Origin of the sequence: Solimicrobium silvestre (genome assembly GCF_002976435.1) — a bacterium.
Lineage (GTDB): Bacteria > Pseudomonadota > Gammaproteobacteria > Burkholderiales > Burkholderiaceae_D > Solimicrobium > Solimicrobium silvestre.
Map to the genome: position 1 here is coordinate 25,751 of NZ_PUGF01000026.1, position 24,737 is coordinate 50,487.

The following is a 24,737-nucleotide window of genomic DNA, read 5'->3' on the forward strand; positions in this document are numbered from 1 at the left end:
GTTAAATAAGTTTGTAATTTAAGCGTCAAACTTGTTTAATAATGTGTTTTTTTAGGGTTCGATTCAAACGTCCTGAGGCCCGCTTCAATCAACTCCGGTGAAATATTCAAGGCCCAAGCTGCCGCTACTGCGGCCATAACGTTGGCTGGTTGTGCGGCTTTAGTCGGCTTCAGAGATGACAGCGGTAATAACGCAGTTTCTTGTTCGCCATTGGCCAGCACGATTGTATTGTCACGTAAAAATACGACACGTTCACCCTCAGCTCGATGCTTGATAATGGCTGCTAAAGTCGGATTGTCGCCATAAAAAATCACTGTCCCGTCACATAATTCAGCCATTTCAACAATGCGTGGATTGGCTGCATTTAACACAGCTACGCCACTTGGCAAAATGACGTCGATTTGGGTGCGGACTATATTGAATAGCTTGTCGTGGTCAGTAATATAGAATTCGCTCAAGTCTGCCGTGTTCAGATTTTCAGTGATTTCACTCACCACACCAACGGCGCATTTGTCGTAGACCAATCCTTCACTCAGAATCATGCGGTGGCTGGTTTCAAATACTGCCGCGTCGATTGAGCGATTAATCAATAAGCGTTGACCTGCGTCCCAGTTAATACCGTTTTTACTATCTATCTGGCGATGATCAAGATACAAGCCTGTGCTGCAAGCCAAGCCAACATGTTTACCGCTGACATGAATTAAATGGGCGATTAAACGCGCAATTAATGTTGAGCCGCTGGCTTCGGTAACGCCAATAATAGGAATGCGACCAGATCCGTCATTAGGAAATAAATGATCAATAATGGCTGTGCCAATTGGTCGTGGTAAGCCGCTAGCTGGTTTTAAATGCGCCAGTAAACCTGGGCCAGCATTGACTTCAATAACGGCACCGCGTTGTGAATTCAACGGCTTGGAAATATCTTCAACGACTAAATCAACGCCGGCCACATCCAGACCAACTACACGCGCTGCCAGCGTAGCAATAGCGGCAATGCTTGGGTGAATTTGGTCGGTAACGTCAAAGGCGACATTGCCATTGCGTTGAATTAATACCCGATGGCCTTCGGTAGGAATGTCATAGGCGGTAAAGCCCTGGCGCTCAAGTTCTAAAATGATTTCAGCACCATTTTGCGGGCCTAATGCATTCAAAGGAAATTCTTCTGTCGTGCCACGGCGTGGATCAGAATTGATCTGACTATCAACCAATTCAATAATGTTGGATTTGCCATCGCCGGTAACCCATGCGGCTTCACCGGCAGCGACGGCAACCACTTTTTTGCCGACTACTAATACACGGTGTTCGTTACCCGGGATGAATTGTTCAACGATAACGGCACTGCCATCGCCTTTACGGTCGGCGAGTTTAAACGCTGCGATCACATCAGCTTCGTTTTTTAAATCAAGTGAAACGCCGCGACCATGATTGCCGTCGTAAGGTTTTACTACTACAGGCAAGCCAATATCTTGGGCTGCTTCCCAGGCTTCTTCGGCTGAATGCACGAGCGAGCCTTCTGGAACTGGTACGCCGCAGGATTTTAATAATGACTTGGTTAAGTCTTTATCCGACGAAATGCTTTCAGCAATCGCACTGGTTTGATCCGTTTCTGCGGTCCAGATACGACGTTGTTTGTTACCAAAGCCAAGTTGCACCAAATTGCCGTCATTCAGGCGCAACCAGGGAATGGAACGGGTAGTGGCGGCATCAACAATGTGTGCAGTTGACGGCCCCAGGCAAAGTGAGTCAACCAAGCTGCTTAATTCTGCCACTTTGGCAGTCACGTCATAAGCAGTGTTTTCAATGGCGGCTAACAGTAATTCGCGCCCAGCAACCAGTGCTGCGCGACCAACTTGCTCTTGACGGGTGCGAAACGCCATTTTGTACAAGCTCGGTTCGGCCGCTTTGCGGGTTTTACCAAAGCCAGTACGCATGCCCGCTAAATTTTGTAGTTCGAGGACGATATGTTCCAGAACGTGGGCGGCCCATGTTCCAGTGTGTAAACGCTCAATAAATCCACCACGTTCACCGACGCCGCAGCGATGTTCAATTAAACTCGGTAACCACGCAATTAAGCGGTCGTTAAAGCCGGGCAGGGTATTGGAAGGATGGTTTTCTAAGTCGCCGATATCAACCCAAGCTTCAATGACTGGGCGATAAGTCCATATGTTCGGTCCGCGTAAATAAGTCACGCGAGTAAATTTGATATCTTTCTTGTTTGTCATTTATTTTATTTTCACCAACATTTGGGGCGGGATTACCCATATTCCCAATTCATTAATCGATACAAATAATTACCTTAAGAAACTAGGACAGACTTACTGTTTCTCTTATTGTATACTCTCGAAAAATTATTTCGAGTCTTGAAGTAGCAATTTAGTGGGTAACCTAATTCGATAGAATACCGTAATTTACACCTCCTGCGCTACGGTTAAAGCCTCTAAAACTTGCTGATCTTGAGTAGATCGCTAAACTGCTCACTAAGAAACCTATTTTCCTACCCTATTTTATTCACCGCCCAATAACGGAAGCGGTGGCACTCTGGAGCACGCATAATAATGACAATGAAACAAGTCACTGATGATTTAACTTTAAATAATCTGCCGGCCAATTGGCGTGACATCGTTGCGAATCAGCTCACCGAAGGTGAAAACGCACTAACAGCCTTAGAGGTTGACCTGGATGCACAATTAAATTTTCGAAAGGGAATAATCGTTGCGACCGGGTCGCGTTTGTTGGCACTGGCACCAGATGCAACTGAGTGGCAAAGCTGGGCATATCGCGCTGATTTAGTCTTGAAGCATCATGATCATGCCGGAATCGGGCATCTTGAATTAGTTGATACACATGGCTTGCTGGCTACTTGGCGCTTCACTTTAACGCAAAATTTGCTCGCCACGCGGCTGGCTGATCAATTTAAGTTATACCAGACCAGCCAGGTCAGTGGCTTGCCGATTGTTGAGGCTGACCAACTGGTTTGCCCGAGCTGCAAAGCACCTTTAGAGCCGGATCAGGATGAGTGCCCGATTTGCGCCAAAGTCATTCACACGCCTCCTTCGACCCGCACTTTGTTCCGCTTGTGGCGTTTTGCCAAACCATATCAGTGGCCGTTATTTGCCGGCTTTGTGTTGACACTACTAGGTACCGCTGCTGGATTGGTGCCACCGTATTTAACAGGCCCAATTTTAGATAACGTACTTATTCCTTATCAGGAAACCAAACATATTGATCCGACTATGGTGTCGTTGTATTTGGGTGGATTGCTAGGCTCGGCCTTATTGGCGTGGCTGTTAAATTGGCTCAGGACCTATATTTTGGCCTTGGTCTCGGAACGCATCGGTTCTGATTTGCGTACTGCAACCTACGAGCATTTAATGCGTTTATCACTCGAATATTTCGGCGGCAAACGTACTGGTGACTTAATGTCGCGTATTGGTAGTGGCACCGACCGGATTTGCGTGTTTTTGTCGCTCCATTTACTCGACTTTGCCACCGACGTCATTATGCTGGTAATGATTGCCGTTTTCCTTGTCAAACAAAATCCGATGCTGGCGTTGGTTACCTTAGCGCCGCTACCGTTTATTGCCTGGATGATTCATATTGTGCGTGACCGTTTACGTAATGGTTTTGAAAAAATTGATCGGGTTTGGGGCGAAGTGACGAATGTGCTGGCCGATACTATTCCTGGGATTCGGGTTGTCAAAGCATTCGCTCAAGAACAGCGCGAAGCGAATCGTTTCCATGACGCGAATAAGCATAATTTAATGGTGAATGATCGTTTGAATAAAGTGTGGGCATTGTTTTCGCCAACCGTTTCTTTATTAACCGATATCGGCATGTTGGTAGTTTGGGCGTTTGGTATCTGGCAAATTTCTAAAGGCGAAATCACCGTTGGTGTCCTGGTTTCTTTTGTGGCATTAATGGGGCGTTTTTATGGTCGTTTAGATTCCATGAGCCGGATTGTTTCAGTGACTCAAAAATCCGCCTCGGCAGCCAAGCGGGTGTTTGATATTCTGGATCATGTTTCCAGCGTTCCTGAGCCAACACATCCAGTTAAAATCGCGCAAGTGCAAGGCCATATTGAATTGCGTGAAGTTGGATTCAGATACGGTAATCGTGCTGTGAATCGCGGTATTTCAATTAATATCAAACCCGGTGAAATGATCGGTTTAGTCGGCCATAGTGGTTCAGGTAAAAGTACGCTGGTGAACTTGATCTGCCGTTTTTATGATGTGGCAGAAGGAGCGATTTTGCTCGATGGCGTGGACATCCGCTCCTTTGCAGTGGCCGATTATCGTCGCAACATTGGCTTGGTGCTGCAAGAGCCATTCCTATTCTTCGGTACTATCGCTGACAATATCGCTTACGGAAAACCGAGTGCTACCCGCGATGAAATCATGGATGCAGCGCGTGCCGCACATGCCCACGAATTTATTTTGCGCCTGCCGCAGGGTTACGATTCAATGGTTGGCGAACGCGGACAAGGCTTGTCCGGTGGTGAGCGGCAGCGTATTTCGATTGCCCGTGCTTTGTTAATCGATCCACGCATCTTAATTTTAGATGAAGCTACTTCGTCGGTTGATTCAGAAACCGAAAAAGAAATTCAAAAAGCGTTAGATAACTTGGTAAAAGGCCGCACCACCATCGCCATTGCGCATCGACTTTCTACATTAAATAAAGCCGACCGTTTAGTTGTCATGGATCGTGGCGTAGTAGTAGAAGAGGGCAAGCACGACGTGCTGATGGCGCAGCAAGGCGCGTATTACCGTTTATATCAAGCACAGGCAAGAAACGCGGCCGTGTTACTTGAATCTAATGAGGAAGTCTGAGATTATGCAAACCAGTAATTTTGAACTGAGCCGGAATGCCTTCGGAAAATTGACGTTAACTACAGGCGAAGAAGTACATGAAGGCGTTACGCCTGTGCGCGCCTTTCCGATTCAAACTCCGAATGAATGCATTGCTTTGGTGAGCACCGATGGTCGTGAAGTGGCTTGGATCGAGCGCTTGGAAGATGTGTCGCTGCAAGTGCGTGATCTGGTATTGAATGAATTAGCGGGGCGCGAATTTGTACCTGAAATTTTACAGATTATCGGCGTTTCCAGTTTCTCTACTCCGTGCACCTGGACTGTCGCTACCGACCGTGGTGAAACCAATTTTGTGTTGCGTGTAGAAGAAGATATTCGCCGCATTGGCGATAGTTTGTTAGTCACCGATAACCATGGAATTAATTTCTTAATCCGTCAGCCAACCAAGCTAGATAAACACGGGCGTAAAATACTCGATCGTTTTCTTTGATGAGTTATAAACTGATGTTCATGACTTCACCATTCATTGAAAATCTCAAATCAAGAATAAAAAGTGCGCGCCTGTTTGGATGGCGCGTCACTGAAATTCATAGCCTGATTCATTTTGCAATCCGTCGCATTGTTGCTGGTCACTTAGCGCAAGTGGCTGGCAGCTTAACGTTTACCACGGTATTGGCACTAGTGCCGATGCTGACTATTGCCTTGGCAATATTCACGGCATTCCCCTTGTTCACGACGTTCCGTGCATCGCTGGAAGCCTACTTTATTCAGAGCCTGATGCCGCACGCAATCTCCTCGAATATCTTGGGCTACCTAAATCAATTCGCCACCAAAGCTACGCGGCTCTCAGCCTATGGTGCGGTAGCGTTAATGGTGACTTCGATCGCCATGTTAGCCACGATAGACCGGGTTTTTAATCAAATCTGGCGCGTAAAACAAAAACGCCCGTTGATCAAACGCATGATGGTGTACTGGGCATTAATCACCTTAGCACCGTTATTAATGGGTGTTTCGATTACCGTTACTTCGTATTTATTTGCGGCCACTTCCGACGTGGTTGGCGCGCTGCCCGGCAGCAAAATGCTGTATACCGCAGCGTCCATCATCTTCACCACCTGCGCATTTAGCTTGCTGTATATCATCGTGCCGAATCGTTCCATTGACTGGCGCGATGCAGCTTGGGGTGGCTTGGTTGCTGGCGTGCTATTTGAAATCGCTAAACGCATTTTTGCCGCCTTTGTGATTCACATTCCTACTTACACCATCGTGTACGGCGCAGTAGCAATCGTGCCGATATTTTTAATCTGGATTTATACCTCTTGGCTAATCACCTTGTTCGGCGCGGTAATCGCCGCTTCCTTGCCGATTGTAAAGTACGAGCGCTGGTGGCACAAACCGAAACCGGGCAGCCGTTTTATCGACGCAATCGCTTTATTGGAAACTTTGTATGCAGCGCGTGCCCGCACAAATCAGGCTGGTATTTCAAGCTGGGAAATCCGTCAGAAGACCCGTTTCGGGTTTGATGAAATTGAAGGTTTGCTGACACAAATGACCAAAGCCGGTTGGGTAGGGCGCTTGCATGCGGATGAGATCGTCATTAAAAAACCAACACCTTTAGTCGGTTCAGAATGGTGGGTTTTACTGGTCAATCCGAACTATCTTACTTTGTCGCAAGTGTACCGATTGTTTGTGTTTGAAACGCAAGCCGATGCGCGCTTGACGCAAAAAGTAGAAATCGCGATTGAACAAGGTTTGCAAGAATCGTTGGAAGATTATTTTTTGGCTAAAAAGTAAACTTTATGCCTCAATATGCTGAGTTGTAATTCTGCATTTTATTTCCCGTAATCTAAAAAATTAGCAAGGAAACCTGTGACGATAAAAGCAAAAATCAGCGATACAAATAACGCTGAATACTATATCTGGGGCGAAGTCTGCGATGGTTGGCATTTATTAAAAACACCCGATTTAAGCGTCATTCAAGAACGGGTTCCACCTGGTGCCGGAGAAGTTCGCCATTTTCACACTAAAGCACGGCAATATTTTTATGTATTAAGCGGACAAGCCACGCTGGAATTTAACGACGGTGAAATTAGTTTTGGGGCTAACCAAGGTGTGCATGTTGAACCAGGCGTTCATCATCGCTTTAAAAATGTTGGTGATACTGATGTGGTTTTTATGGTGATTTCATCGCCATCGACTAAGGGTGATAGAGAGAATTTGGGCTGATTGTGCAATGTGTGGGCACGGTTTATCGCACCCACACTTAATCATCTAGCTATATTTGCGCACGTAAACGCGCAATCGCCGCTCGAACTTGGTTGGGTGCAGTACCCCCCAAATGATCACGCGCTGCTACGGAGCCTTCCAACGTCAGCACCTCAAAAATATCTGCATCAATCAGTGTAGAAAACACACGCAATTCTTCCAGCGTTAAATCACTTAAATCACACTCTTTATTCACACAGGTTTTCACTGCATGAGCCACAGCTTCGTGAGCATCACGGAATGGCAAACCTTTTTTCACCAGATAATCGGCTAAATCCGTCGCGGTGGCGTAGCCTTGCAAGGCGGCGGCGCGCATGGCTTCCGGCTTGACAGTAATGCCGCCAGCCATATCAGCAAAAATGCGCAAGGTGTCGGTAATGGTATCAACCGTGTCAAATAACGGCTCTTTATCTTCCTGGTTATCTTTATTGTAGGCCAATGGCTGGCCTTTCATCAATGTTAGCAGGGCGATTAAATGACCATTTACCCGGCCGGTTTTACCACGTGCCAATTCAGGTACGTCAGGATTTTTCTTTTGCGGCATGATGGAAGAGCCGGTGCAAAAACGGTCGGCAATATCGATAAAGCCGATGCGTGGGCTCATCCAAATGACTAGTTCTTCGGACATGCGTGAAATGTGCGTCATGATCAGCGCGGATGCAGCGCAAAATTCAATCGCAAAATCGCGGTCTGAAACAGCGTCTAATGAATTGGCGCAAATACCCTCAAAACCCAACGTTTGGGCGACCCGTTCACGGTCAATCGGGAATGTCGTGCCTGCTAAAGCGGCCGCGCCGAGTGGTAAGCGGTTAACACGCTTGCGGCAATCAACCATGCGTTCCGCGTCACGTCCAAACATTTCTACATAGGCCAGCATGTGGTGTCCAAACGTGATCGGTTGTGCGACTTGCATGTGGGTGAAGCCGGGCATGATGGTGTCGGCTTGCTGTTCGGCCAGATCTAGCAAGGCTAATCTGAATTGGCTTAATAAACCCAAAATATCATCAATTGCGCCGCGCAAGTACAGTCGAATATCGGTGGCAACCTGGTCGTTACGGGAGCGTCCTGTGTGCAGACGTTTGCCTGCATCGCCTACGATTTCTGTTAAGCGTTTTTCAATATTTAAATGCACATCTTCCAAATCGAGCTGCCAGGTGAAGCTATTGGCGCTGATCTCTGTTGAAATTTGTGCCATACCGCGCACAATTTCGGCATAATCTGTTTTATTGATAATTTCTTTAAAGCACAACATTTCGGCATGCGCGAGCGAACCTTGAATGTCGACTTGTGCCAAACGTTTATCAAAAAACACGGAAGCGGTGTACCGTTTTACCAGATCTGATACCGGTTCAGAAAAACGTGCTGACCACGCTTCGTTTTTTTTAGAAAATTGTGAAGTCATATTGAGCTTAGCCTAGATATTTTGTGGAGTCGCATGATTATAAAGCACCTGAGGTTAGCTGTATCGACAGCCTCACCTTCAGCCTTGGCGTCGGTCATTCCTGATTGCTGCAATATCGGGGTGATTTATCGCGTCTTGCTGGCAACCAATTCAGCGGCGTTTTGCGGCATCTGGATGAAAAGTAAAGACACCCTAAGTGCGGTATTGGAATTTCTTGATTCCGCCATGTTATTGGAAACAATCAGTATTTTATCGCTATTAATGCTGTGTGGTTTGAGAAAAGTGGCTTTGGTTCAGCAATTTCCGCTTTGGTTGCAACGGGTTTTATGTGGCATAACCCCGGCCTTGATCGCCAGCGCATTATCGATTTTTTTATCGCAGCAAAGCTGGTTTTTAGACGATTTTTTACATGCATCAACGTTACAGTTAGCGATACTTTCGGCATTTTTCGGCATGATTTTTCAACATCATTTTGAATTGCGCAGCCGTGCCTTTTCGCCAGCGTTAGTCGAAGCAAAATTACAAGCTCTGCAAGCGCGGATACGGCCGCATTTTTTATTTAACAGCATTAACGCGGTGCTATCCTTAATTCGTACTGAGCCATTGCGTGCTGAAACTGCCTTGGAAGATTTGGCGGATTTGTTTCGGGTGTTAATGCGTGACACGCGCGATATGTCGACGTTGTACGACGAAGTACGTTTTTGCCGCCAATATTTGTCAATAGAAAAAATTCGTTTAGGCGAGCGCTTAAAGGTGGAATGGGAAATCACTAATTTTAGTGAGAAAAACGTCAAAGAAGCACAAATCGCCAGTCTGTTATTACAGCCTTTGATTGAAAACGCGGTGCATCATGGCGTCGAACCTTCTGAAAAGCAATCGGTGGTGACGATTAAGCTAAATCGCAATTCAGAGCGGATTTTTATTGTGATTGAAAATCCGTATTATGGCGCACACGAAACCAAGGGCAATCAAATGGCGCTGGATAATATTCGTGAGCGCTTGAACTTATTATATGACTTGGAAGCCGATTTTGTGGCGACGGTAATTGGCAACATATTCCAGGTTAAATTGAGTTTTCCTTTTCAAAAAATGCCCAACGTTGTGAATCAACGCGATCCCAAAGTGGATAGGCGTAGCGTTAAACGGGTAGACTAATTTTAAGAACTATCGATGATCCCTAAAATTTTTATTTTGGACGATGAAGCACCGGCGCGGCAGCGGATGCGCACCTTGTTATCGGATATCTTCGAACAGTGCCCGACTAATGTGGTCGGTGAGGCGGAACACGCGCAAGCTGCGTTAGACGCGATTGCAGTTTGTAAGCCTGATATTGTGCTGCTGGATGTGCAAATGCCCGGCATTAGCGGCATTGAATTTGCCCGGCACATGCTGCAAAACACACAAATGCAAGCCGCACCAATCGTAATTTTTGTCTCGGCCCATGATGCTTACGCATTGCAAGCATTTGAAGTGCATGCGTTTGATTATTTGCTTAAGCCGGTGCGTGCGCAAAGGCTGCAAGAAGCGATTTTGCGGGCGGTTCGATTGCGCAATAAAATAAGCGAAACTTCTATCGAAGATAGTTTGGATACAAGCAAAAATCAGCATAGTACGCAACTTGAAAATTTGGATTTGCCGACGGCGCTACCAGCCAAACGGCAATATTTTTCAGTCATGGAGCGCGGCCGCATTTTACTGGTATCAGTGAAAGATGTGTTGTATATCAAAGCCGAACAAAAATACCTGACGCTACATACGGCCAGTCAGCAGCATTTAATCGAAGAATCATTGCAAGCTATCGAGCTAGAAATGCCTAGCGTGTATGTGCGCATTCATCGCAACACCTTAATTGCGCGTGCTGCTTTGGTGGGCGTAGAGCGGGGCATGGAGCTGGATGAACAAACCGGGAAAATGACCGAAGCATGGCAAGTGATTTTGCGCGATTGCAAAGAGCGCTTGCCGATTTCACGGCGCTTGTGGCCGACGATTAAGGCGTTGGTGAAATGAATAGGTAAAATTAAAAACTGCTGTTGGGTTGTTTGACAGGTTGGTAAACACATACTTGACGGTCGAGGTTCTTCAATGCTGTCAATTCAAATTTCGGTAGTCCAGACCCTGTCTCGGCGCAGCAGCGTGGTTGTCGCATAAACCCCGTAGTGCAGGCCAACAGCAGGGAATTAATCACACATAAGATGTTCTCCTTCTATAGACCGGGGTGATAGGAGCGTTCACTGTGTTTCTTTACATCGTCCGGATAAAACAGCACGTCTTTGAATCCGCCTTTGCTGTACATCTCGGCCTGATCATTAAAATGCGGCGAGGCGGGGTCGCCGCTTTCACCACCGGCCAGCACGCTTTTAGCGCGTATTCTGGGGCCGAATTCAACCACCGCTACAAAACTGTTGCCGCGATCACCGTAGATGCGTCGGGTTTTGCTGGGCGAAGTCGTGCCGAATGCGGCTAGCGAACCCCAGACGGATGCTGTAAATGGAATCGGTAGACTAGGTTTGGTATCATCGTAGGCTTGTTCGATTGCGCCGCTGATATGCTGAAAACGATTGATCTCACCCCACGGCGTTTTCCAACTGCCAAAATCCTGCTCCAGCCGGGCAGAAGCAAAAAACAGCGATTCCAGTTTTTCCTGTGCGGTGGTGTTAGCGGCAATAAAATCAAACACCGCCCAACTGCTTTTGCCGATCTTTTTTTCTTTGGCTCTGGCATCGATCTTTTTCATCATCTCCTGACCCCAGTAAATCGCCAGCGCAGTGGGCACCGATTCGTTCGCGTAGCGCAGATCCCAGTTACGCAGCAGGTCGATCTGATCCTTTAATTGCAACTTGAGCGGATTAGCCTCAGCTGTGTCATCCCAGGCTTTCAGCAACGCCGGCATCAATACCTCGAAGGCTGGCAGGTAGTTATCGTAGGCCGTGCTGATTAAACTGTCCAGCGTAAAGTTGCTGTGGTTTTTTAGAACCCGCAAGGCATGAATGCCGCGCGCGTTTTCAGGATTGACCCACATATACGCCGGATAGTCTTGTTGACGCGGACTGTTTGCTCCGGCAACGGTAAATGGCCAGTTGTTGGTGTTTTGTATCCAGCCATTGCTCGGATTGAGCAGAGTAATGGTTTCTTTAACTTCGTGTAAACCCTGCCATTCGGTGTCCGGATTGCTGCCGTCCACCGGTTGGCTCCAGTCAAACCGGGTGTCACGTTTCGGTACGAAATTGCCGTGAAAATAAGCGATGTTGCCATCCGCATCGGCATACACGGTATTGTTGGAGGAGTTAGTGCGCAGTTCCATGACCCGGTAGAAGTCGGCATAATTTTTTGCCCGGGTGCGTGAATAGGATTGCATTAACGATTTCACCGGTTCCTGCATCAGACGCACCGCCACCCACTGATCGCCGATTTTGCGCACTATTGGCCCATGCTGACTGTAATACACCGTCACATTTTTTTCTGCCATCTGACTATCGGTTTTGTAGCGTAGCTGGATAGTAGTTGCCTTCAATGGACGCAGTTCAGCGCCGTATCGGTACACATAGCCGTCGCCGTCGTTGTTGCGCGTCACAGTTTCCAGATATTCATTGATCACATTGGCGCCTCCCGAGGTATGCATCCAGCCCAGACGCGAGTTGAATCCCTGATAGATAAAAAATTGTCCCCAGGTGACAGCGCCATACGCATTCAGACCTTGTTTGCTGATCATGTGCACTTCAGGCCGGAAGTAAAACGAAGTGTGCGGGTTGATCAGTAACAGTGCATGCTTTGATACGGTCAGAGATGGCGCAATCGCAAAACCGTTAGATCCCCCCGGTTCCGGATCGACCTTATTTATTTCTTGTTCGGGCTGTGTTTGGGCCATCAGTGTCGGATGACCGCTGTAAAACTGCTCGAGTTGTTTCAGATCGATTGTTTCTATATCGCCGCCGATACTGCCTTCGCTGAAACAGAGCGCCATCCAGGGTTCAAAGTGGGTAAGCAGTTTCGGATGGACTTGGGGGTGGGTGTACAAATAAAAATTCAGGCCATCGGCAAAACTGTTCATCAGTTTCTTTAGCCACGCCGGGCTGTCCGTATATTTGGCCTGCATGTCGGCTGGATTGATGAACAGTTTCATACGCAAGTCGCGATACAGCGCCGACTCGCCTTCCACTTCGGCCAGTCGTCCTAGGGCGTTGATGTAATTGAGTTCGATGCGGTTGAAATTATCTTCGGCCTGCGCATACAGAACGCCAAACACCGCGTCGGCATCGGTGTTGCCATATACATGTGGGATACCCCAGTTGTCGCGGATAATCTGTACATGCTGCGCCTGTGTTTTCCAGCGTTTCAGTTCACTCTGGTCCGGACTGGCCGCGGCAGAGTATGAGGTAACCGCCATGCAGATAGCAGCAATAAATGGCACAGAAAATTTTAATAATTTGTTCACTATTGATTTACTCCACATTGAATAACGCAATTTACGCAAAATCAACCCACACCGCGAACCTGTTGAACTTCCAGGCAGCGATGCAATACCTGCATCTACGAGCGCTTATTGCGCGTAACGGCCTTGCGCAACATATAAAAAAGTTAGTTATGAGGTTCTGTGTTGGGCAGTACTTTTTTGGTTAGCAATTCGTGGAATTTTTGCATTTCCTCCCATTGCGGGAAATGAGCGGAATTCTCAAACCAGATCCATTCAGTAAGAGTTCAGTCAACGTATGTGTATCTTCAACAAATTGGGGATTCGTCGTTGAACCCAGGCTACATTACTTGGGCAGACTTTCCTGCACCGCGATGATCCCACTCAACAACAAAATCCCTTTCTATCAAACGGTTAAAATCGACTGTCGTCATCTCCGCCGAGTTTTATTCGCTCCAAGCTGGCAACGCTGTTAGTTATATTTTTTCCATTTTCGCTAAGAATGGGTTTAGTTGATGAAGATGTTCAACCTGAAAAAACAAAAAACGATTGCGATACTTAAGATGAATTTTGCTAATTTGGATGACATTTTCTTGTTTTATAAAAAGCAGTATTAAATGACCGCACTTGCAGCACGCACCTTTCAACGCGACCCAATAAATTCAACCCGACGAAATCTAAGCGCTGACCAGTCGGCATCAATTGCCACTTGCCGTACCGTGTCGAAACCCAGTTCTTTCAACGTGTCCCAACCGGTATCACGATTAAAGTCGCATTGGTATTTCTTTGACGTACCTTTGGGATAGGCAAACCACACAATGGCATCTCCTTGAGCCTTGTTAGCTAGGATGGGCACAATCTGATCGATTTGATTTTTTTGACTAACGAAAATAAGGGCAAAGCTCAGATTGCTATCGGATTTTAAATTGTCAATGATCTGAATGCCAGACAGTTGAGATAATTCCTCTTGGAACGATTCCGGTGGATTAAGAACGCAAATCGTTTTCTGATTGGTTAAATTGAGCTTTGAAAAAATCGGCGACATTATTGAATCTTCCTTCGGTTACTTTTACAGAGGGGAGAAAAATTTTCCTCAACTAGTTTTAAGAAATGCTTTATTGATGGGTATGTTACCGTTCCGCAGGTGTCCGATTTAAGTTGTTGCATTTGCAGCCCTTCATTTAAATCCCGTTTCAGTAAATGCCACGCCACGTGTAGCGCCATCTACATTCCTAAATATGATTGAATTCGGATTCATGTTGCCATGCGGCTATTGATATAGCAATACTATTTTGTGCGTATTGATGCGCAAAATGTAGCTTTTAATTGGGGATGCGGAATTTCCCTGGAGAGATCTTATTCTTGTTAAAACGATGCTAATTTCTGATCATTTTTCGTAAATATTTCTATAAAAAAATGGCGAATAAAATTCCAACTCAAAGTAATTGACAAGTAAAAAAAAGCAGCGCAGTCTTCATCGATCGGAATTCCCCGATTTAATTTTTTGGAGGAAAAGATGAAAAAATTTTTAGTATTGATTGGATTAGTCTTAACAGGTTTTGTGATGACCGCAACTGCCCAAGAAGCTAAGTCTTATAAAGAGGGGCAAGTAACCGTACTCACTTATGTCAAAGTAAAGCCTGGCAAATTTGACGAATACATGAAATGGCTCGCTACTACCGGTAAAGCCTTCCGCGAAGCTGAAATCAAGGCTGGAATATTGTTGAGCTACCACGTGTACTCGGCAAATCCCCGCACACCCAGAGAGCCAGATCTGATTTTATCCAGCACCTACCCCAATATGGCTGCGCTGGATAAAGATGACGATGAAGATGCGTTGGCTGGTAAAACCATGGGCAACAGAGCCACGCGCAATAAAGCCGCGGAAGATCGTGAGGCGTTGCGGGAAATTCAGGGCAGTGAAATTATTCGCGAGCTAGTTCTAAAATAACTGACGTTTTTGGAGCAGAATGTTGTGCTCTAGTTTGAAGTGAATACGGAGAGATTGAGGCCGTCTTATTACCAAGTGATAAGGCGGCCTCAAGTGCTTTTAAATGTGAAGATTTGTTGGGTGAGTGGTTAGCTGAGAAAGTGTTAAGGCTAACTCCACGAATTTATCATCAGAGAGAGCCGGCTGCACCTTTAAATAAAGTCTTGCCAATTGACTGTGTTGATCAATATCACTCAATTTTCATACGTATCATGGCTATTCCGAGTCGGCGGGCATCTTCACTTATGCCTAGTTGTTTTGGCGAGGTTGGTTGTGGAATTTCGATTGTAATTACGTGTTGCGCACCATCTGTTTCCATATTAAATATCAGTTCTCTGGCTTCGTTTGTTAAGTTGAAGGTTTGTCTGCTTGCGCCAATCATGATGACGAAATTTTGTCCAATATTCGGTCCGTAGGCGTCAGCCGTTAAGTGTAATGTCAGTTTTTTAGGCAGTGCAGTATCAAACTTCAACTCTACGTTGTCATCTATTGACCAACTTCCTCCCCAAGATTCAGGATTGGATAGCCCTTTTATATGCACAAGGTCACCGCCGGCCAATGGTTTTGAAAAATCAATGGGTGGAATAGTACCGTCTTCATTTGCGATAAGCAGTAGTGAATAATCACCGGAGTCTTGGCGGCTTAATACATTGGGTATCGAAGGGTAATCACCGATAATCAGCAGCCAATGTTTGTCATGGGCAAACCGAGAAATATCAATTGGTTGTCCTTTCGGAGTAGATTGCAAATCAACCTTGGGATTATCCATGTGAAATTTTGATTTGAATAGTCCGGCATCATCAGCACCAATGACAATTACTTTAGCGATTTCATCTTTACTCAGGTGGTCATGCACGTAAATGCCTGCGCGCTCGTAGATGTCGGGCGCCATCGAAGATCTAAAAGTATGAGCAATCGCAATACTGGTCAGAATTGTATATATCGGCATGAATACATACAGAAATAATTTGATGCCAAGCTTATTGTTGGTGATCCAGGCAGCAATGCAAAATACGGCCAGAACTGTAAATTGATTAAATATGTGTTTAATGCTGAGTCCATTTAAATCGGGGCAGTCGATAATCGATGGAGAAAATTGTTCCAATAGAAAATAGCGTGAGTAAATGATGGCGATAGCTATCATCGTGCCGATTATGAGTTTCTTAATAATGGGTGGTTCGGAGCTATTTCTGGAAAGCTGTGATCCAGCAAAAATGAGAAACAGTGGAATAATAAAATCGTAGTAGCGCATGTGTAGGCGCGTAATCGAGTCATACAAACCGACTACCGTTGCGGTGAACATGACGGTAATAGCTAACAACGAACCGAGCATTAATAGCAAATACAGTAACAATGCGGTTGTTGTAGATTTCGATTCGGTGCGATTCATCGGATAAACCAATGTTGCTGCCAACGGCACGCCAAATAAAACGATCAGCCCCATTGCATGTCCACTTGCGCTGACTAGTGTGAGCTCAAGCAGATGTTGCATAGTTGGGTGGGCAGTTCCTGCTGCTTGATTGCGGTATAAAGTGCCTAATAAATCGAGCCCATTTTTCCCTGCATAAAGAGCGCCGATGCCAAATCGCACTAGAGCTGCCGAAGCCAGTGCAATTGAAATCAAGCGCAAGCCGGTGCGCAACCATGTGCTATTACCATTCCCAGAATATGTAGCGTAGGCAGTATAAAGAATGAACAGGAGTAATGCTGGCAACAAGAATAGCGCGTGTATTTTGATCATCGAAGCAAGGGCAATTGTTATACCCAGGACGGCGCAGCGTTTGCTAGTTGGTGCAGCACGGAATTGGAAGGCGGCCCAAGTAATTACCCAGAACGCCAAAAAATACGTTGCCTCGGGCATGAAATATGCCGTGTAAGTGTTCAACGGTCCGCAGACAGACATAATGGCAATGAAGCCGGATAGTTTGCCGGACATGTAATTGCGCGCAACTAGATAAATAAAGGGCGCTGCTGCTAGAAAGAGCAACACATTTAGCGCGCGTGCGCAGGCTAGAAACCCATCACCACAATAATTGGTTAAGTGAAATATCGAAAAATACAAATAGGAAGGAAGCTGTGCTTCATTAAACGGAATTAAGCGTGAGAAGCTGCTGTAGGCCCATTCATCGGATTGGACCATTGTGTAGAGGCCAGTATTACGAAATAGCAGGTAGAAAAAAATCAGAACTAGGGTTGAAAAAAACACCATTCTGGAGTCAAGTTTATTGATGGCTGAAAGAAGTTTTTTCATTGATAGTTGGAGTGTAATTAAGGATTTCATTGACCGTCAATTTTGACAATGATGGTGGCTCCATCCGCAAGCGCAGCAGCATAGCTGGTCATTACTGCTCCACCAACGCCCTGGTTTCCCTCATGTTCGAGCACAGTTACGCGAGTGTCCGGCAATTGGTGCGCACGAAATTTTCTGAGTTATCTGGATATTTGTCGTCCACAACAAAAATACGGCTGACTTCCGGGCCGATGGTCGCGATCACGCCAAGAATGTGCCGGATGACACGATAACTGGGAATGACTACCGCTATTTTCGTTGATCTCAGATTATTCACGCTAGTTTTGCTCGCTTACTTGGTTTGTCTGTATACGTTTCGGTGGGGCTATTGATCAAGCCGCAAAGCCGCTGCGTTTAACTACGGCAGCATATGAAGCTGTTCCAGATTCAAAAATCTGGTGCTATCCATTGCTTAAAAGAAAGACAGGTATGTTGCCATACCGAAGTTGGAAAAGCAATGTGATGAAAATGACGTGGTTGGTGCTGGTAAAGTTGGGAATCTTTTTGTACGTCATTCTCTGGCTTCGTCTGTTTTCGTCCGCGGGTTAATATTGGGCCTATCTTTTCAAATGATTCTCGGCCACTGCCTGTTCTAACCGGTTAATAAACCATTGCAATGCCTTGCCCGGTTTTGGGTTGCGCCAGGCAAAACAACTGGGCGATCTTAACGGAGCCTGTTGTGTTGCCAGTTCGATTAACTGCCCGTCATCCAGATGCTCCTGCACATAAGAGCGCGGTAAAAATCCGATGCCAAGATTTGCCTGAATCAATTTCATCTTGGCTGAATTACTGTGTACAAACAAGACGTCCTGCCCCGTTAATACACCCGCTGCGCTATACGCGGTGGAACTACGCGAAGTATCTGCCACAGCAATTGCCCGATGTTGTCGGATCTGTTCATTGGATAGCGGTGTTTTTTCTTGCGCCAAAGGATGATGGGGAGCCGCCACCAGCACCATTTCAACGCTACCGATCTCACGTAAAAAACATTCTTCAGGAGCATGGCGCACATAAGCGCCAACTACCAGATCTGCCCGGTCATTCACTAACGCATCCCAAATTCCTTTAAAAATTTCGCGCTTAAAAATCAATGTTGTGCCTGATTTCAATTGATCAAATTCGGCTATCAGGGGAATTAATGGCTCGATAGGTGTAATGCCACCCAGGGTAATGCGTAATTCGTTCTCCCAGCCATCGGCTTGTTGGCAGACGCGTTGCTCCAGCCGATGCGCAGCATCGAGTAAATAGCGGCCTTCCCGCAGCAATAATTTACCGCTGGCGGTGAGTTGAGAGCGATGACCGGTGCGGTCAAAAATAACAATGCCGAGCTGCTGTTCTAATTTTTGTACGGTATAGGTCAGAGTCGATGGCACCCGATGCAAAATTTCTGCTGCCGCTGAAAAACTACCATGATGATCTATTGCATCCAGTACGGTTAGCGCCTCCAGCGATACTTTTATGTTCAATTTTTTTGACTTATTCATTCGAATATTTCCAATTTCATTAGAGATTTAATTAAATTATAGTCAGCAATACCGATAAAAATCGTTTTATTTCCTGTAAATAATCTTAATAAGCTTTTGTTTTTGCAGGGTAATTATTCAAAATTTTTGACCTATATTCCCTTATTTCTGCTTGCCGGAGATTTTAGCTAAGGGATGCACCCCATACAGAATTCGGATCCGGTTTTGCCTATCGCAGACTAACGCTATCAATTTGCTGGTGCGCCGGCTTCATGATTGGCGGGTATATCCCGCACACCGCATTATTGTTTTAAGGAGTTATTTGATATGCATTTCACATTTCGCCAGCAACTGCTGGTCGTCCTCTTCACCGCATCCTCATTGTTATTGGCGGGTTGTTCCAATGAGCAGCCACGAGCCATGCCATCCATACCAGAGGTCACGATACAAACAGTGGTGCCAAAAGAAGTTCCAATTACGATGGAGTTAGTGGGCGAGACGGCGGGTTATCGAGATATTGAGGTGCGCGCCAGAGTCGGCGGTATTTTACTTAAGCGCACTTATGTGGAAGGGCAGCCGGTCAAGCAGGGCCAAGTATTATTTCAGATTGATCCGGCGCCCTATCAAGTGATGCTGGAGCAGGCTAAAGGTGCTCAGGCACAGCAACAAGCAGCGCTGGATAAAGCTACGGCTGACCGCGACCGGATAGCGCCGCTGTATAGAGAAAATGCCATCTCCAAGATGGATTTCGATAACGCCAGTTCGGCCTATAACGTAGCACTGGCCGCTAAACAATCAGCCGATGCTAAGGTCAAAGAAGCGCAACTTAATCTGGATTACACCCACGTTACGGCGCCGATATCAGGCATGACCAGCAAACAGGTGCAATCGGAAGGTAGCTTGATCCGTGTTGATGCAGCCGAGCCGCTAACCACGATTTCTCAGTTTGATCCGCTCTACGTCAACTTCTCTATCTCAGAACAAAGCAAACTCGATAACAAGCGAAATCTACGGGAGGGCACGATTGTCGCTCCACCGGAAGGACAAAAAACCGTAAAAATTCGCTTGTCGGACGGGCATTATTATTCGCAGGCCGGCAAGATTGATTTCCACGATAACCGGGTTGATCCCAAAACCGGCACCATTCGCACGCGGGCCATGTTTGCCAATCCCAATGGTGATTTATTGCCGGGGCAATTTGTGCGGGTATTGGTGGATATCGGTATCCGCAACACTACGATTACTGTCCCTGAACAAGCCATCATGCCATCGCAGGCCGACAACCTGATATTGACTGTCGATGGTAGCAACAAGGTCGTGTCCAATTCGGTGCAACTAGGCCAGCAGATTGGTGGCGAGGTGGTGATTGAGTCTGGTTTAAAAGCGGGTGATCGCGTGATCATTAATGGTGGAATGAAGGCTCGCGCCGGTGATGCGGTCACGCCCGTAGCGGATCAGACTACTGCTCAGATACCCGCTCAGTCAACCACGCAGTTAAACACTAAATAGGGGACGAAATGTTTTCAAGATTTTTTATTCATCGCCCCATTTTTGCCAGCGTTATTGCCATCATCATTACGCTGGCAGGTCTGGCGGCAATGCGCGTTTTACCTATTGAGCAGTACCCGCAAATAGTACCGGCGGTAGTCTCGGTGAGCGCTATTTATCCGGGTGCGACGCCTGAAACTATTGCACAGAGTGTGGCTTCACCGCTAGAGCAGCAAGTAAATGGCGTGGAAAATATGCTGTACATGCAATCCAGTTCGTCTTCTACCGGCCAGCTCAACCTGAGCGTTTATTTTGCCGTTGGCACCGACCCTGATCAAGCGACTATTGACGTTAATAACCGCGTCCAGGCGGCCATGAAAACCATGCCGGAAGAAGTGCAGCGTCAAGGTATTACTGTGCGCAAAAAATCCACTTCGGTACTCAGCGTGATTTCCCTTAATTCACCCAGTGACCAATACGATCGCAACTATCTATCCAATTATGCTCTGCTGAATGTGCTCGATGAGCTCAAGCGTATTCCTGGTATGGGAGATGTCAATATCATGGGCGGCACCGAATACGCCATGCGCTTGTGGTTAAGGCCAGACCGGATGGCGCAACTGTCGCTGACACCTTCCGATATCGTTACGGCGGTACGTGAACAGAATGCCCAGTTTGCTGCCGGTAAAATCGGGGCACAACCTTCAGACGCAGCAATCAATTTTACCTACACCGTCAGTGCCAAAGGGCGGCTATCCACTGTTGAAGAGTTCGAAAATATCATCGTTCGTTCCATGCCGGACGGTTCTAAAATTCGGGTTCAGGATGTGGCACGGGTCGAGATGGGCGGTAACGACTACGATGTGGTTGCCATGCGTAATGGCAAGCCGGCTGTTGGTATCGTCACCTACTTGCAGCCGAATGCCAATGCGTTAGAAGTCTCTTCAGCCGTTGCTAATAAAATGGCCGAGCTGAAAAAACGTTTTCCATCCGGTCTGGATTATGCGATTCCGTTTGATACCACTGATTTTGTCAAAGTGTCGGTAGAAGCCGTAGTGCATACCTTGCTTGAAGCCATCGTGCTGGTCTTTGTGGTGGTGTATCTGTTTTTGCAAAATTTCCGCGCTACGCTCATTCCGTGTATTGCGGTACCGGTATCGTTAATCGGTACGTTTGCCGGCATGTTGATGTTGGGTTTTTCAATCAATCTGTTGACGCTGTTTGGGATGGTGCTGGCTATCGGGATTGTGGTGGATGATGCCATTGTCGTGCTGGAAAATGTCGAGCGGATTATGAGTGAGAAAAAATGCTCGGCTAAAGAAGCCTCTATTCAGGCAATGCAAGAAGTATCCGGCCCGGTGATTGCCATTGTGTTGGTATTGTGCGCGGTCTTTTTGCCTGTCGCCTTCATGGGCGGTATGACGGGTGTCATGTACAAACAGTTTGCCGTCACCATTGCGATTTCTGTCATTATTTCCGGCATTGTGGCACTGACATTAACTCCGGCAATGTGTGCGCTGATGCTTAAGCCCGGCCACCAAAAGCCGGCTCGTTTCTTTATCTGGTTTAACACCTTCTTCGACAAGCTGACCAATAATTACGTGGGCGGCGCACGTTTTCTTCAGCGTCGTAGCGGCCTGGCCTTAGGTATGGTTGCAGCTCTTTTGTTAGTGACTGGGCTGCTTTATAGTAAGGTGCCGGGTTCACTGGTTCCTGCAGAAGACATGGGTAAGCTGACCGCAAGCATCTCATTGCCAGACGCATCTTCTCTGACGCGCACCATCAGCGCCGCAAACGAATACGATCAACAGCTGCTGGCCGATCCGAATATTGACAGCGTTACGACTTTCACCGGCTTTGATATTTTGTCCGGCTCTAAACTGAGCAACCGCGCGACCAGCTTTATTTCACTAAAAGATTGGAGCCAGCGACAGGGTGAAGGGCAGGACTCATTTTCGCTTGCTAGTCACTATATTGCGCTGGGCCGCACGATTCAATCCGGCATCGTTAACGTGTTTAACTCAGCCCCGATTATGGGGATGTCGGCAACCGGTGGGCTGGAGAGCTTTTTGCAAGATCGCAATGATCAAGGCTCTCAAAAGTTGAGCGAGGCCACACAAAAGTTGCTGGATGCGGCAAAAAAACGTCCGGAGTTCAGTAACGTTACTAGCACTTTCCGCGCCAACGTTCCGCAAAAATATCTGGATCTGGATCGAGAAAAAGCCAAAGCATTGGGTGTGAATATCAATGAAGTGTTTGCGACGATGCAAGCTACGTTTGGTCAGCTCTACGTCAACGATTTCAACAAGTTTGGGCGTACCTACAAAGTTCAGGTGCAATCCGAAGCCGACTTTAGAGCGCGGCCTGAGGATATTGCCAATATCTATGTTCGCTCAGAACAAGGGATAATGATTCCTCTTGCCAGTCTGGTGACTGTGCAATCGAGCTTTGGGCCAGAACTGGTGGACCGTTTCAACATCTTTAATGCAGCCAAAATCATGGCACAACCCGCACCGGGCGTTAGTTCTGGGCAAGCCATTGCAGCGTTGGAAGAAGTGGTTCAGCAGGCTTTAGGGAGCGATTATTCTCTGGCCTGGAGCGGTAGCGCTTATCAGGAAAAACAAGCTGGCGGCACGGCAGTCGTAGCCTTCGGTTTTGGTATTTTGATGGTGTTCCTGATTCTGGCCGCACAATATGAGCGATGGAGCTTGCCGCTGGCGGTGATTACCGCCGTACCGTTTGCTTTATTCGGCGCATTGCTCGCCGCGTATGTCTTCAAAATGAGTAACGATGTTTACTTCCAGATTGGTATGGTCACCCTGATCGGTTTGGCGGCCAAAAACGCGATCCTTATTGTAGAGTTTGCCATCATGAAGCACGAAGAAGGCATGACGTTGCTGGATGCTTCACTGGAGGCTGCCAGATTACGTTTTCGTCCCATCATCATGACCTCGCTGGCGTTTATTTTAGGGTGCGTTCCGCTGGTTACATCCAGTGGCGCCGGTGCCGCTAGCCGACATTCGCTTGGTACGCCAGTCATTGGCGGCATGTTAGCCGCTACCTTCATTGCCATCTTTTTTATCCCCTTGTTTTTCCGCTTAATCATGCAAGCATCCGGTCGGGGTAAAGCTAAGGTCCAAACACTCGAAACCGGAGCACAAGATCATGTTTAAACGTACCTGGACTCTTTCAATTCTTTCCGTATTCGCCGCTGCGTTATCTGCCTGCGCGGTTGGCCCTGACTACCATCAACCCAAGGTTGAAGTGCCGGATACTCAAGCCCAATCCAAACAGACCGCCGTTGCCAGCAACTGGTGGCGGCAGTTTAACGATCCGGTACTTAATCAACTGATCGACACAGGGCTACAACATAATCAGGATTTGATTGCCGCCGCTGCACGCGTTGAAGCAGCAGCCGCCCAAGCTGGTATTGCCCGTAGCAATCTACGGCCGGCACTGGATGCCGGTGTGGGAGCTCAAAAGGGACGCACCTCACAACAAATAAACGCATCAGACACGCCACTGGTTAGCGATACTCGTTATGGCAACCTGAGCGTTAGTTGGGAACTGGATTTGTGGGGAAAACTGCGTCGTAGCAATGAGGCAGCCAATGCTGATTTTATGGCTAACCGCTTCAATCGCGACGCTGTTGCGTTATCGCTGACTGCGCAACTGGCGCAAACTTATTTCCAGCTGCGTGCCTTTGATGCACAACTGGATATTGCGAGACGCACGCTGCAAAGCCGTGAAGAGTCGTTGGCGCTGCAAACCAAGCGTTTTAAGGGCGGCATTATCTCGGAACTGGATCAGCGGCAAGCTGAAGCAGAAGCGGCGTCGGCTCGTGCCGTAATACCGCAAATTGCCCGTTCGCTGGAACAAACCGAAAGCGCGTTAGGTGTGCTGTTGGGGCATTCACCTAAACAACTGGTTGAGGGGAAACTCCTGCGCGGTCAGGATATCAATAACCTGACTTTGCCACTTGATATTCCTGCCGTATTGCCGTCCATCTTGCTGGAACGCCGTCCGGACATCGCGGCCAGCGAGCAACTGCTAATCGCCGCGAATGCTCGCATTGGCGCCGCCAAAGCGGCTTACTTCCCCAGTATTAACTTAAGCGGCGCATTCGGTTCACAAAGTCCGTCGTTAGATAGCTTATTCACTGGCCCGACTCGTACTTGGAATTTTGCAAGCAATCTGGCGGCACCTATTTTTAATTTCGGTGCGACCGGTTACGCGGTGGATGCCGCTTCCGCCAATCAGAAACAGGCGCTGGCACAGTATCAAAAATCAGTGCAAAACGCATTTAAAGATGCGTTGGACGCGTTCAATGCCAACAGCACCGCACGCCAGATTCAGGCGGCACAAACCACACAGCTGGCCGCATTGAACAAGACACTGCATCTGTCCAGTCTGCGCTACGACAACGGTTATTCCAACTATCTGGATGTGCTTGATGCCCAACGCAATAGTTTTCAGGCCGAGCTGAATCTGATCAGCGCTCAACTAGATCGTCTAAATTCAACGATCAGTGTGTATAAGGCGCTAGGCGGTGGCTGGGAGTCTGATACGGAAGAAGTGGCAGAAGCGAGATGATGAAAATATGCCGGAGCCGATTTACTCTTGCTT

Annotated in this window: 17 protein-coding genes; 10 read left to right on the forward strand and 7 right to left on the reverse strand. The window is 47.3% G+C overall.

The window, feature by feature from the left end; translation table 11 throughout:
- Positions 1-35: 35 nt before the first annotated feature.
- Positions 36-2,222 (reverse strand): cyanophycin synthetase, encoded by a 2,187-nt coding sequence (locus S2091_RS20155; RefSeq protein WP_105533771.1) that lies wholly within the window; start codon positions 2,220-2,222, stop codon positions 36-38.
- A 339-nt stretch (positions 2,223-2,561) separates the two neighbouring features.
- Between S2091_RS20155 and S2091_RS20160 the strand changes: the two genes are divergently transcribed.
- The 4 genes from S2091_RS20160 to S2091_RS20175 all read left to right on the forward strand — a co-directional run bounded on the left by S2091_RS20160 (position 2,562) and on the right by S2091_RS20175 (position 7,031).
- Positions 2,562-4,826, forward strand: a complete 2,265-nt coding sequence (locus S2091_RS20160) for a cyanophycin metabolism-associated ABC transporter (protein WP_243405511.1) — start codon at positions 2,562-2,564, stop codon at positions 4,824-4,826.
- A 4-nt stretch (positions 4,827-4,830) separates the two neighbouring features.
- Complete coding sequence (locus S2091_RS20165; protein WP_105533773.1) at positions 4,831-5,295, forward strand: cyanophycin metabolism-associated DUF1854 family protein; 465 nt, start codon at positions 4,831-4,833, stop codon at positions 5,293-5,295.
- 20 nt (positions 5,296-5,315) lie between these two features.
- A complete protein-coding gene (locus S2091_RS20170) occupies positions 5,316-6,599 on the forward strand; it encodes a YihY family inner membrane protein (RefSeq protein WP_105533800.1) in 1,284 nt (427 codons plus the stop codon).
- A 75-nt stretch (positions 6,600-6,674) separates the two neighbouring features.
- Complete coding sequence (locus tag S2091_RS20175; RefSeq protein ID WP_207769760.1) at positions 6,675-7,031, forward strand: cupin domain-containing protein; 357 nt, start codon at positions 6,675-6,677, stop codon at positions 7,029-7,031.
- Positions 7,032-7,080: 49 nt separating this feature from the next.
- On the opposite strand, the gene argH is transcribed toward S2091_RS20175, so the two are convergent.
- Positions 7,081-8,472 (reverse strand): argininosuccinate lyase, encoded by a 1,392-nt coding sequence (gene argH / locus S2091_RS20180; protein ID WP_105533774.1) that lies wholly within the window; start codon positions 8,470-8,472, stop codon positions 7,081-7,083.
- A 33-nt stretch (positions 8,473-8,505) separates the two neighbouring features.
- Here argH and S2091_RS20185 point away from each other — a divergent pair, with 33 nt between their 5' ends.
- Positions 8,506-9,627 carry a sensor histidine kinase gene (locus tag S2091_RS20185; protein ID WP_105533775.1) on the forward strand — a complete coding sequence of 374 codons (1,122 nt, stop codon included), beginning with the start codon at positions 8,506-8,508 and terminating at the stop codon, positions 9,625-9,627.
- Positions 9,628-9,642: 15 nt separating this feature from the next.
- Complete coding sequence (locus S2091_RS20190) at positions 9,643-10,479, forward strand: LytR/AlgR family response regulator transcription factor (RefSeq protein WP_105533776.1); 837 nt, start codon at positions 9,643-9,645, stop codon at positions 10,477-10,479.
- Positions 10,480-10,675: 196 nt separating this feature from the next.
- Here S2091_RS20190 and S2091_RS20195 read toward each other — a convergent pair whose 3' ends face one another.
- Positions 10,676-12,904 (reverse strand): acylase, encoded by a 2,229-nt coding sequence (locus tag S2091_RS20195; RefSeq protein WP_243405507.1) that lies wholly within the window; start codon positions 12,902-12,904, stop codon positions 10,676-10,678.
- A gap of 619 nt (positions 12,905-13,523) precedes the next feature.
- A complete protein-coding gene (locus S2091_RS20200; protein ID WP_105533778.1) occupies positions 13,524-13,925 on the reverse strand; it encodes a hypothetical protein in 402 nt (133 codons plus the stop codon).
- A gap of 471 nt (positions 13,926-14,396) precedes the next feature.
- Between S2091_RS20200 and S2091_RS20210 the strand changes: the two genes are divergently transcribed.
- On the forward strand, positions 14,397-14,831 hold the full coding sequence (locus tag S2091_RS20210; protein ID WP_105533780.1) for a hypothetical protein: 435 nt from the start codon (positions 14,397-14,399) through the stop codon (positions 14,829-14,831).
- A gap of 229 nt (positions 14,832-15,060) precedes the next feature.
- Here S2091_RS20210 and S2091_RS20215 read toward each other — a convergent pair whose 3' ends face one another.
- The 3 genes from S2091_RS20215 to S2091_RS20225 form a co-directional block, all read right to left on the reverse strand.
- Entirely contained in the window at positions 15,061-17,010 is a 1,950-nt protein-coding gene (locus S2091_RS20215; protein ID WP_133166947.1) for a DUF7024 domain-containing protein, read from the reverse strand.
- Between the two features lie 247 nt (positions 17,011-17,257).
- The gene (locus tag S2091_RS24555; protein ID WP_243405508.1) at positions 17,258-17,437 is read right to left on the reverse strand and encodes a hypothetical protein; all 180 of its coding nucleotides are present in this window, start codon (positions 17,435-17,437) and stop codon (positions 17,258-17,260) included.
- A 280-nt stretch (positions 17,438-17,717) separates the two neighbouring features.
- On the reverse strand, positions 17,718-18,644 hold the full coding sequence (locus tag S2091_RS20225) for a LysR family transcriptional regulator (RefSeq protein ID WP_105533782.1): 927 nt from the start codon (positions 18,642-18,644) through the stop codon (positions 17,718-17,720).
- Between the two features lie 306 nt (positions 18,645-18,950).
- Between S2091_RS20225 and S2091_RS20230 the strand changes: the two genes are divergently transcribed.
- The 3 genes from S2091_RS20230 to S2091_RS20240 are packed head-to-tail and all read left to right on the forward strand — an operon-like array spanning position 18,951 to position 24,704.
- The gene (locus tag S2091_RS20230; RefSeq protein ID WP_105533783.1) at positions 18,951-20,132 is read left to right on the forward strand and encodes an efflux RND transporter periplasmic adaptor subunit; all 1,182 of its coding nucleotides are present in this window, start codon (positions 18,951-18,953) and stop codon (positions 20,130-20,132) included.
- An 8-nt stretch (positions 20,133-20,140) separates the two neighbouring features.
- Entirely contained in the window at positions 20,141-23,284 is a 3,144-nt protein-coding gene (locus S2091_RS20235; protein WP_105533784.1) for an efflux RND transporter permease subunit, read from the forward strand.
- Entirely contained in the window at positions 23,277-24,704 is a 1,428-nt protein-coding gene (locus S2091_RS20240; protein WP_105533785.1) for an efflux transporter outer membrane subunit, read from the forward strand. Before S2091_RS20235 ends, S2091_RS20240 begins: the two co-directional genes overlap by 8 nt.
- Positions 24,705-24,737 lie beyond the last annotated feature (33 nt).

Coding starts and splice junctions, on each gene's coding strand:
- S2091_RS20185 (WP_105533775.1), top strand. CDS start 8,506: ATGATTATAAAGCACCTGAGGTTAGCTGTATCGACAGCCTCACCTTCA.
- S2091_RS20240 (WP_105533785.1), top strand. CDS start 23,277: ATGTTTAAACGTACCTGGACTCTTTCAATTCTTTCCGTATTCGCCGCT.
- S2091_RS20190 (WP_105533776.1), top strand. CDS start 9,643: ATGATCCCTAAAATTTTTATTTTGGACGATGAAGCACCGGCGCGGCAG.
- S2091_RS20230 (WP_105533783.1), top strand. CDS start 18,951: ATGCATTTCACATTTCGCCAGCAACTGCTGGTCGTCCTCTTCACCGCA.
- S2091_RS20225 (WP_105533782.1), bottom strand. CDS start 18,644: ATGAATAAGTCAAAAAAATTGAACATAAAAGTATCGCTGGAGGCGCTA.
- S2091_RS20235 (WP_105533784.1), top strand. CDS start 20,141: ATGTTTTCAAGATTTTTTATTCATCGCCCCATTTTTGCCAGCGTTATT.
- S2091_RS20170 (WP_105533800.1), top strand. CDS start 5,316: ATGACTTCACCATTCATTGAAAATCTCAAATCAAGAATAAAAAGTGCG.
- S2091_RS20165 (WP_105533773.1), top strand. CDS start 4,831: ATGCAAACCAGTAATTTTGAACTGAGCCGGAATGCCTTCGGAAAATTG.
- S2091_RS20210 (WP_105533780.1), top strand. CDS start 14,397: ATGAAAAAATTTTTAGTATTGATTGGATTAGTCTTAACAGGTTTTGTG.
- S2091_RS20155 (WP_105533771.1), bottom strand. CDS start 2,222: ATGACAAACAAGAAAGATATCAAATTTACTCGCGTGACTTATTTACGC.
- S2091_RS20160 (WP_243405511.1), top strand. CDS start 2,562: ATGAAACAAGTCACTGATGATTTAACTTTAAATAATCTGCCGGCCAAT.
- S2091_RS20215 (WP_133166947.1), bottom strand. CDS start 17,010: ATGGTCCAATCCGATGAATGGGCCTACAGCAGCTTCTCACGCTTAATT.
- argH (WP_105533774.1), bottom strand. CDS start 8,472: ATGACTTCACAATTTTCTAAAAAAAACGAAGCGTGGTCAGCACGTTTT.
- S2091_RS20200 (WP_105533778.1), bottom strand. CDS start 13,925: ATGTCGCCGATTTTTTCAAAGCTCAATTTAACCAATCAGAAAACGATT.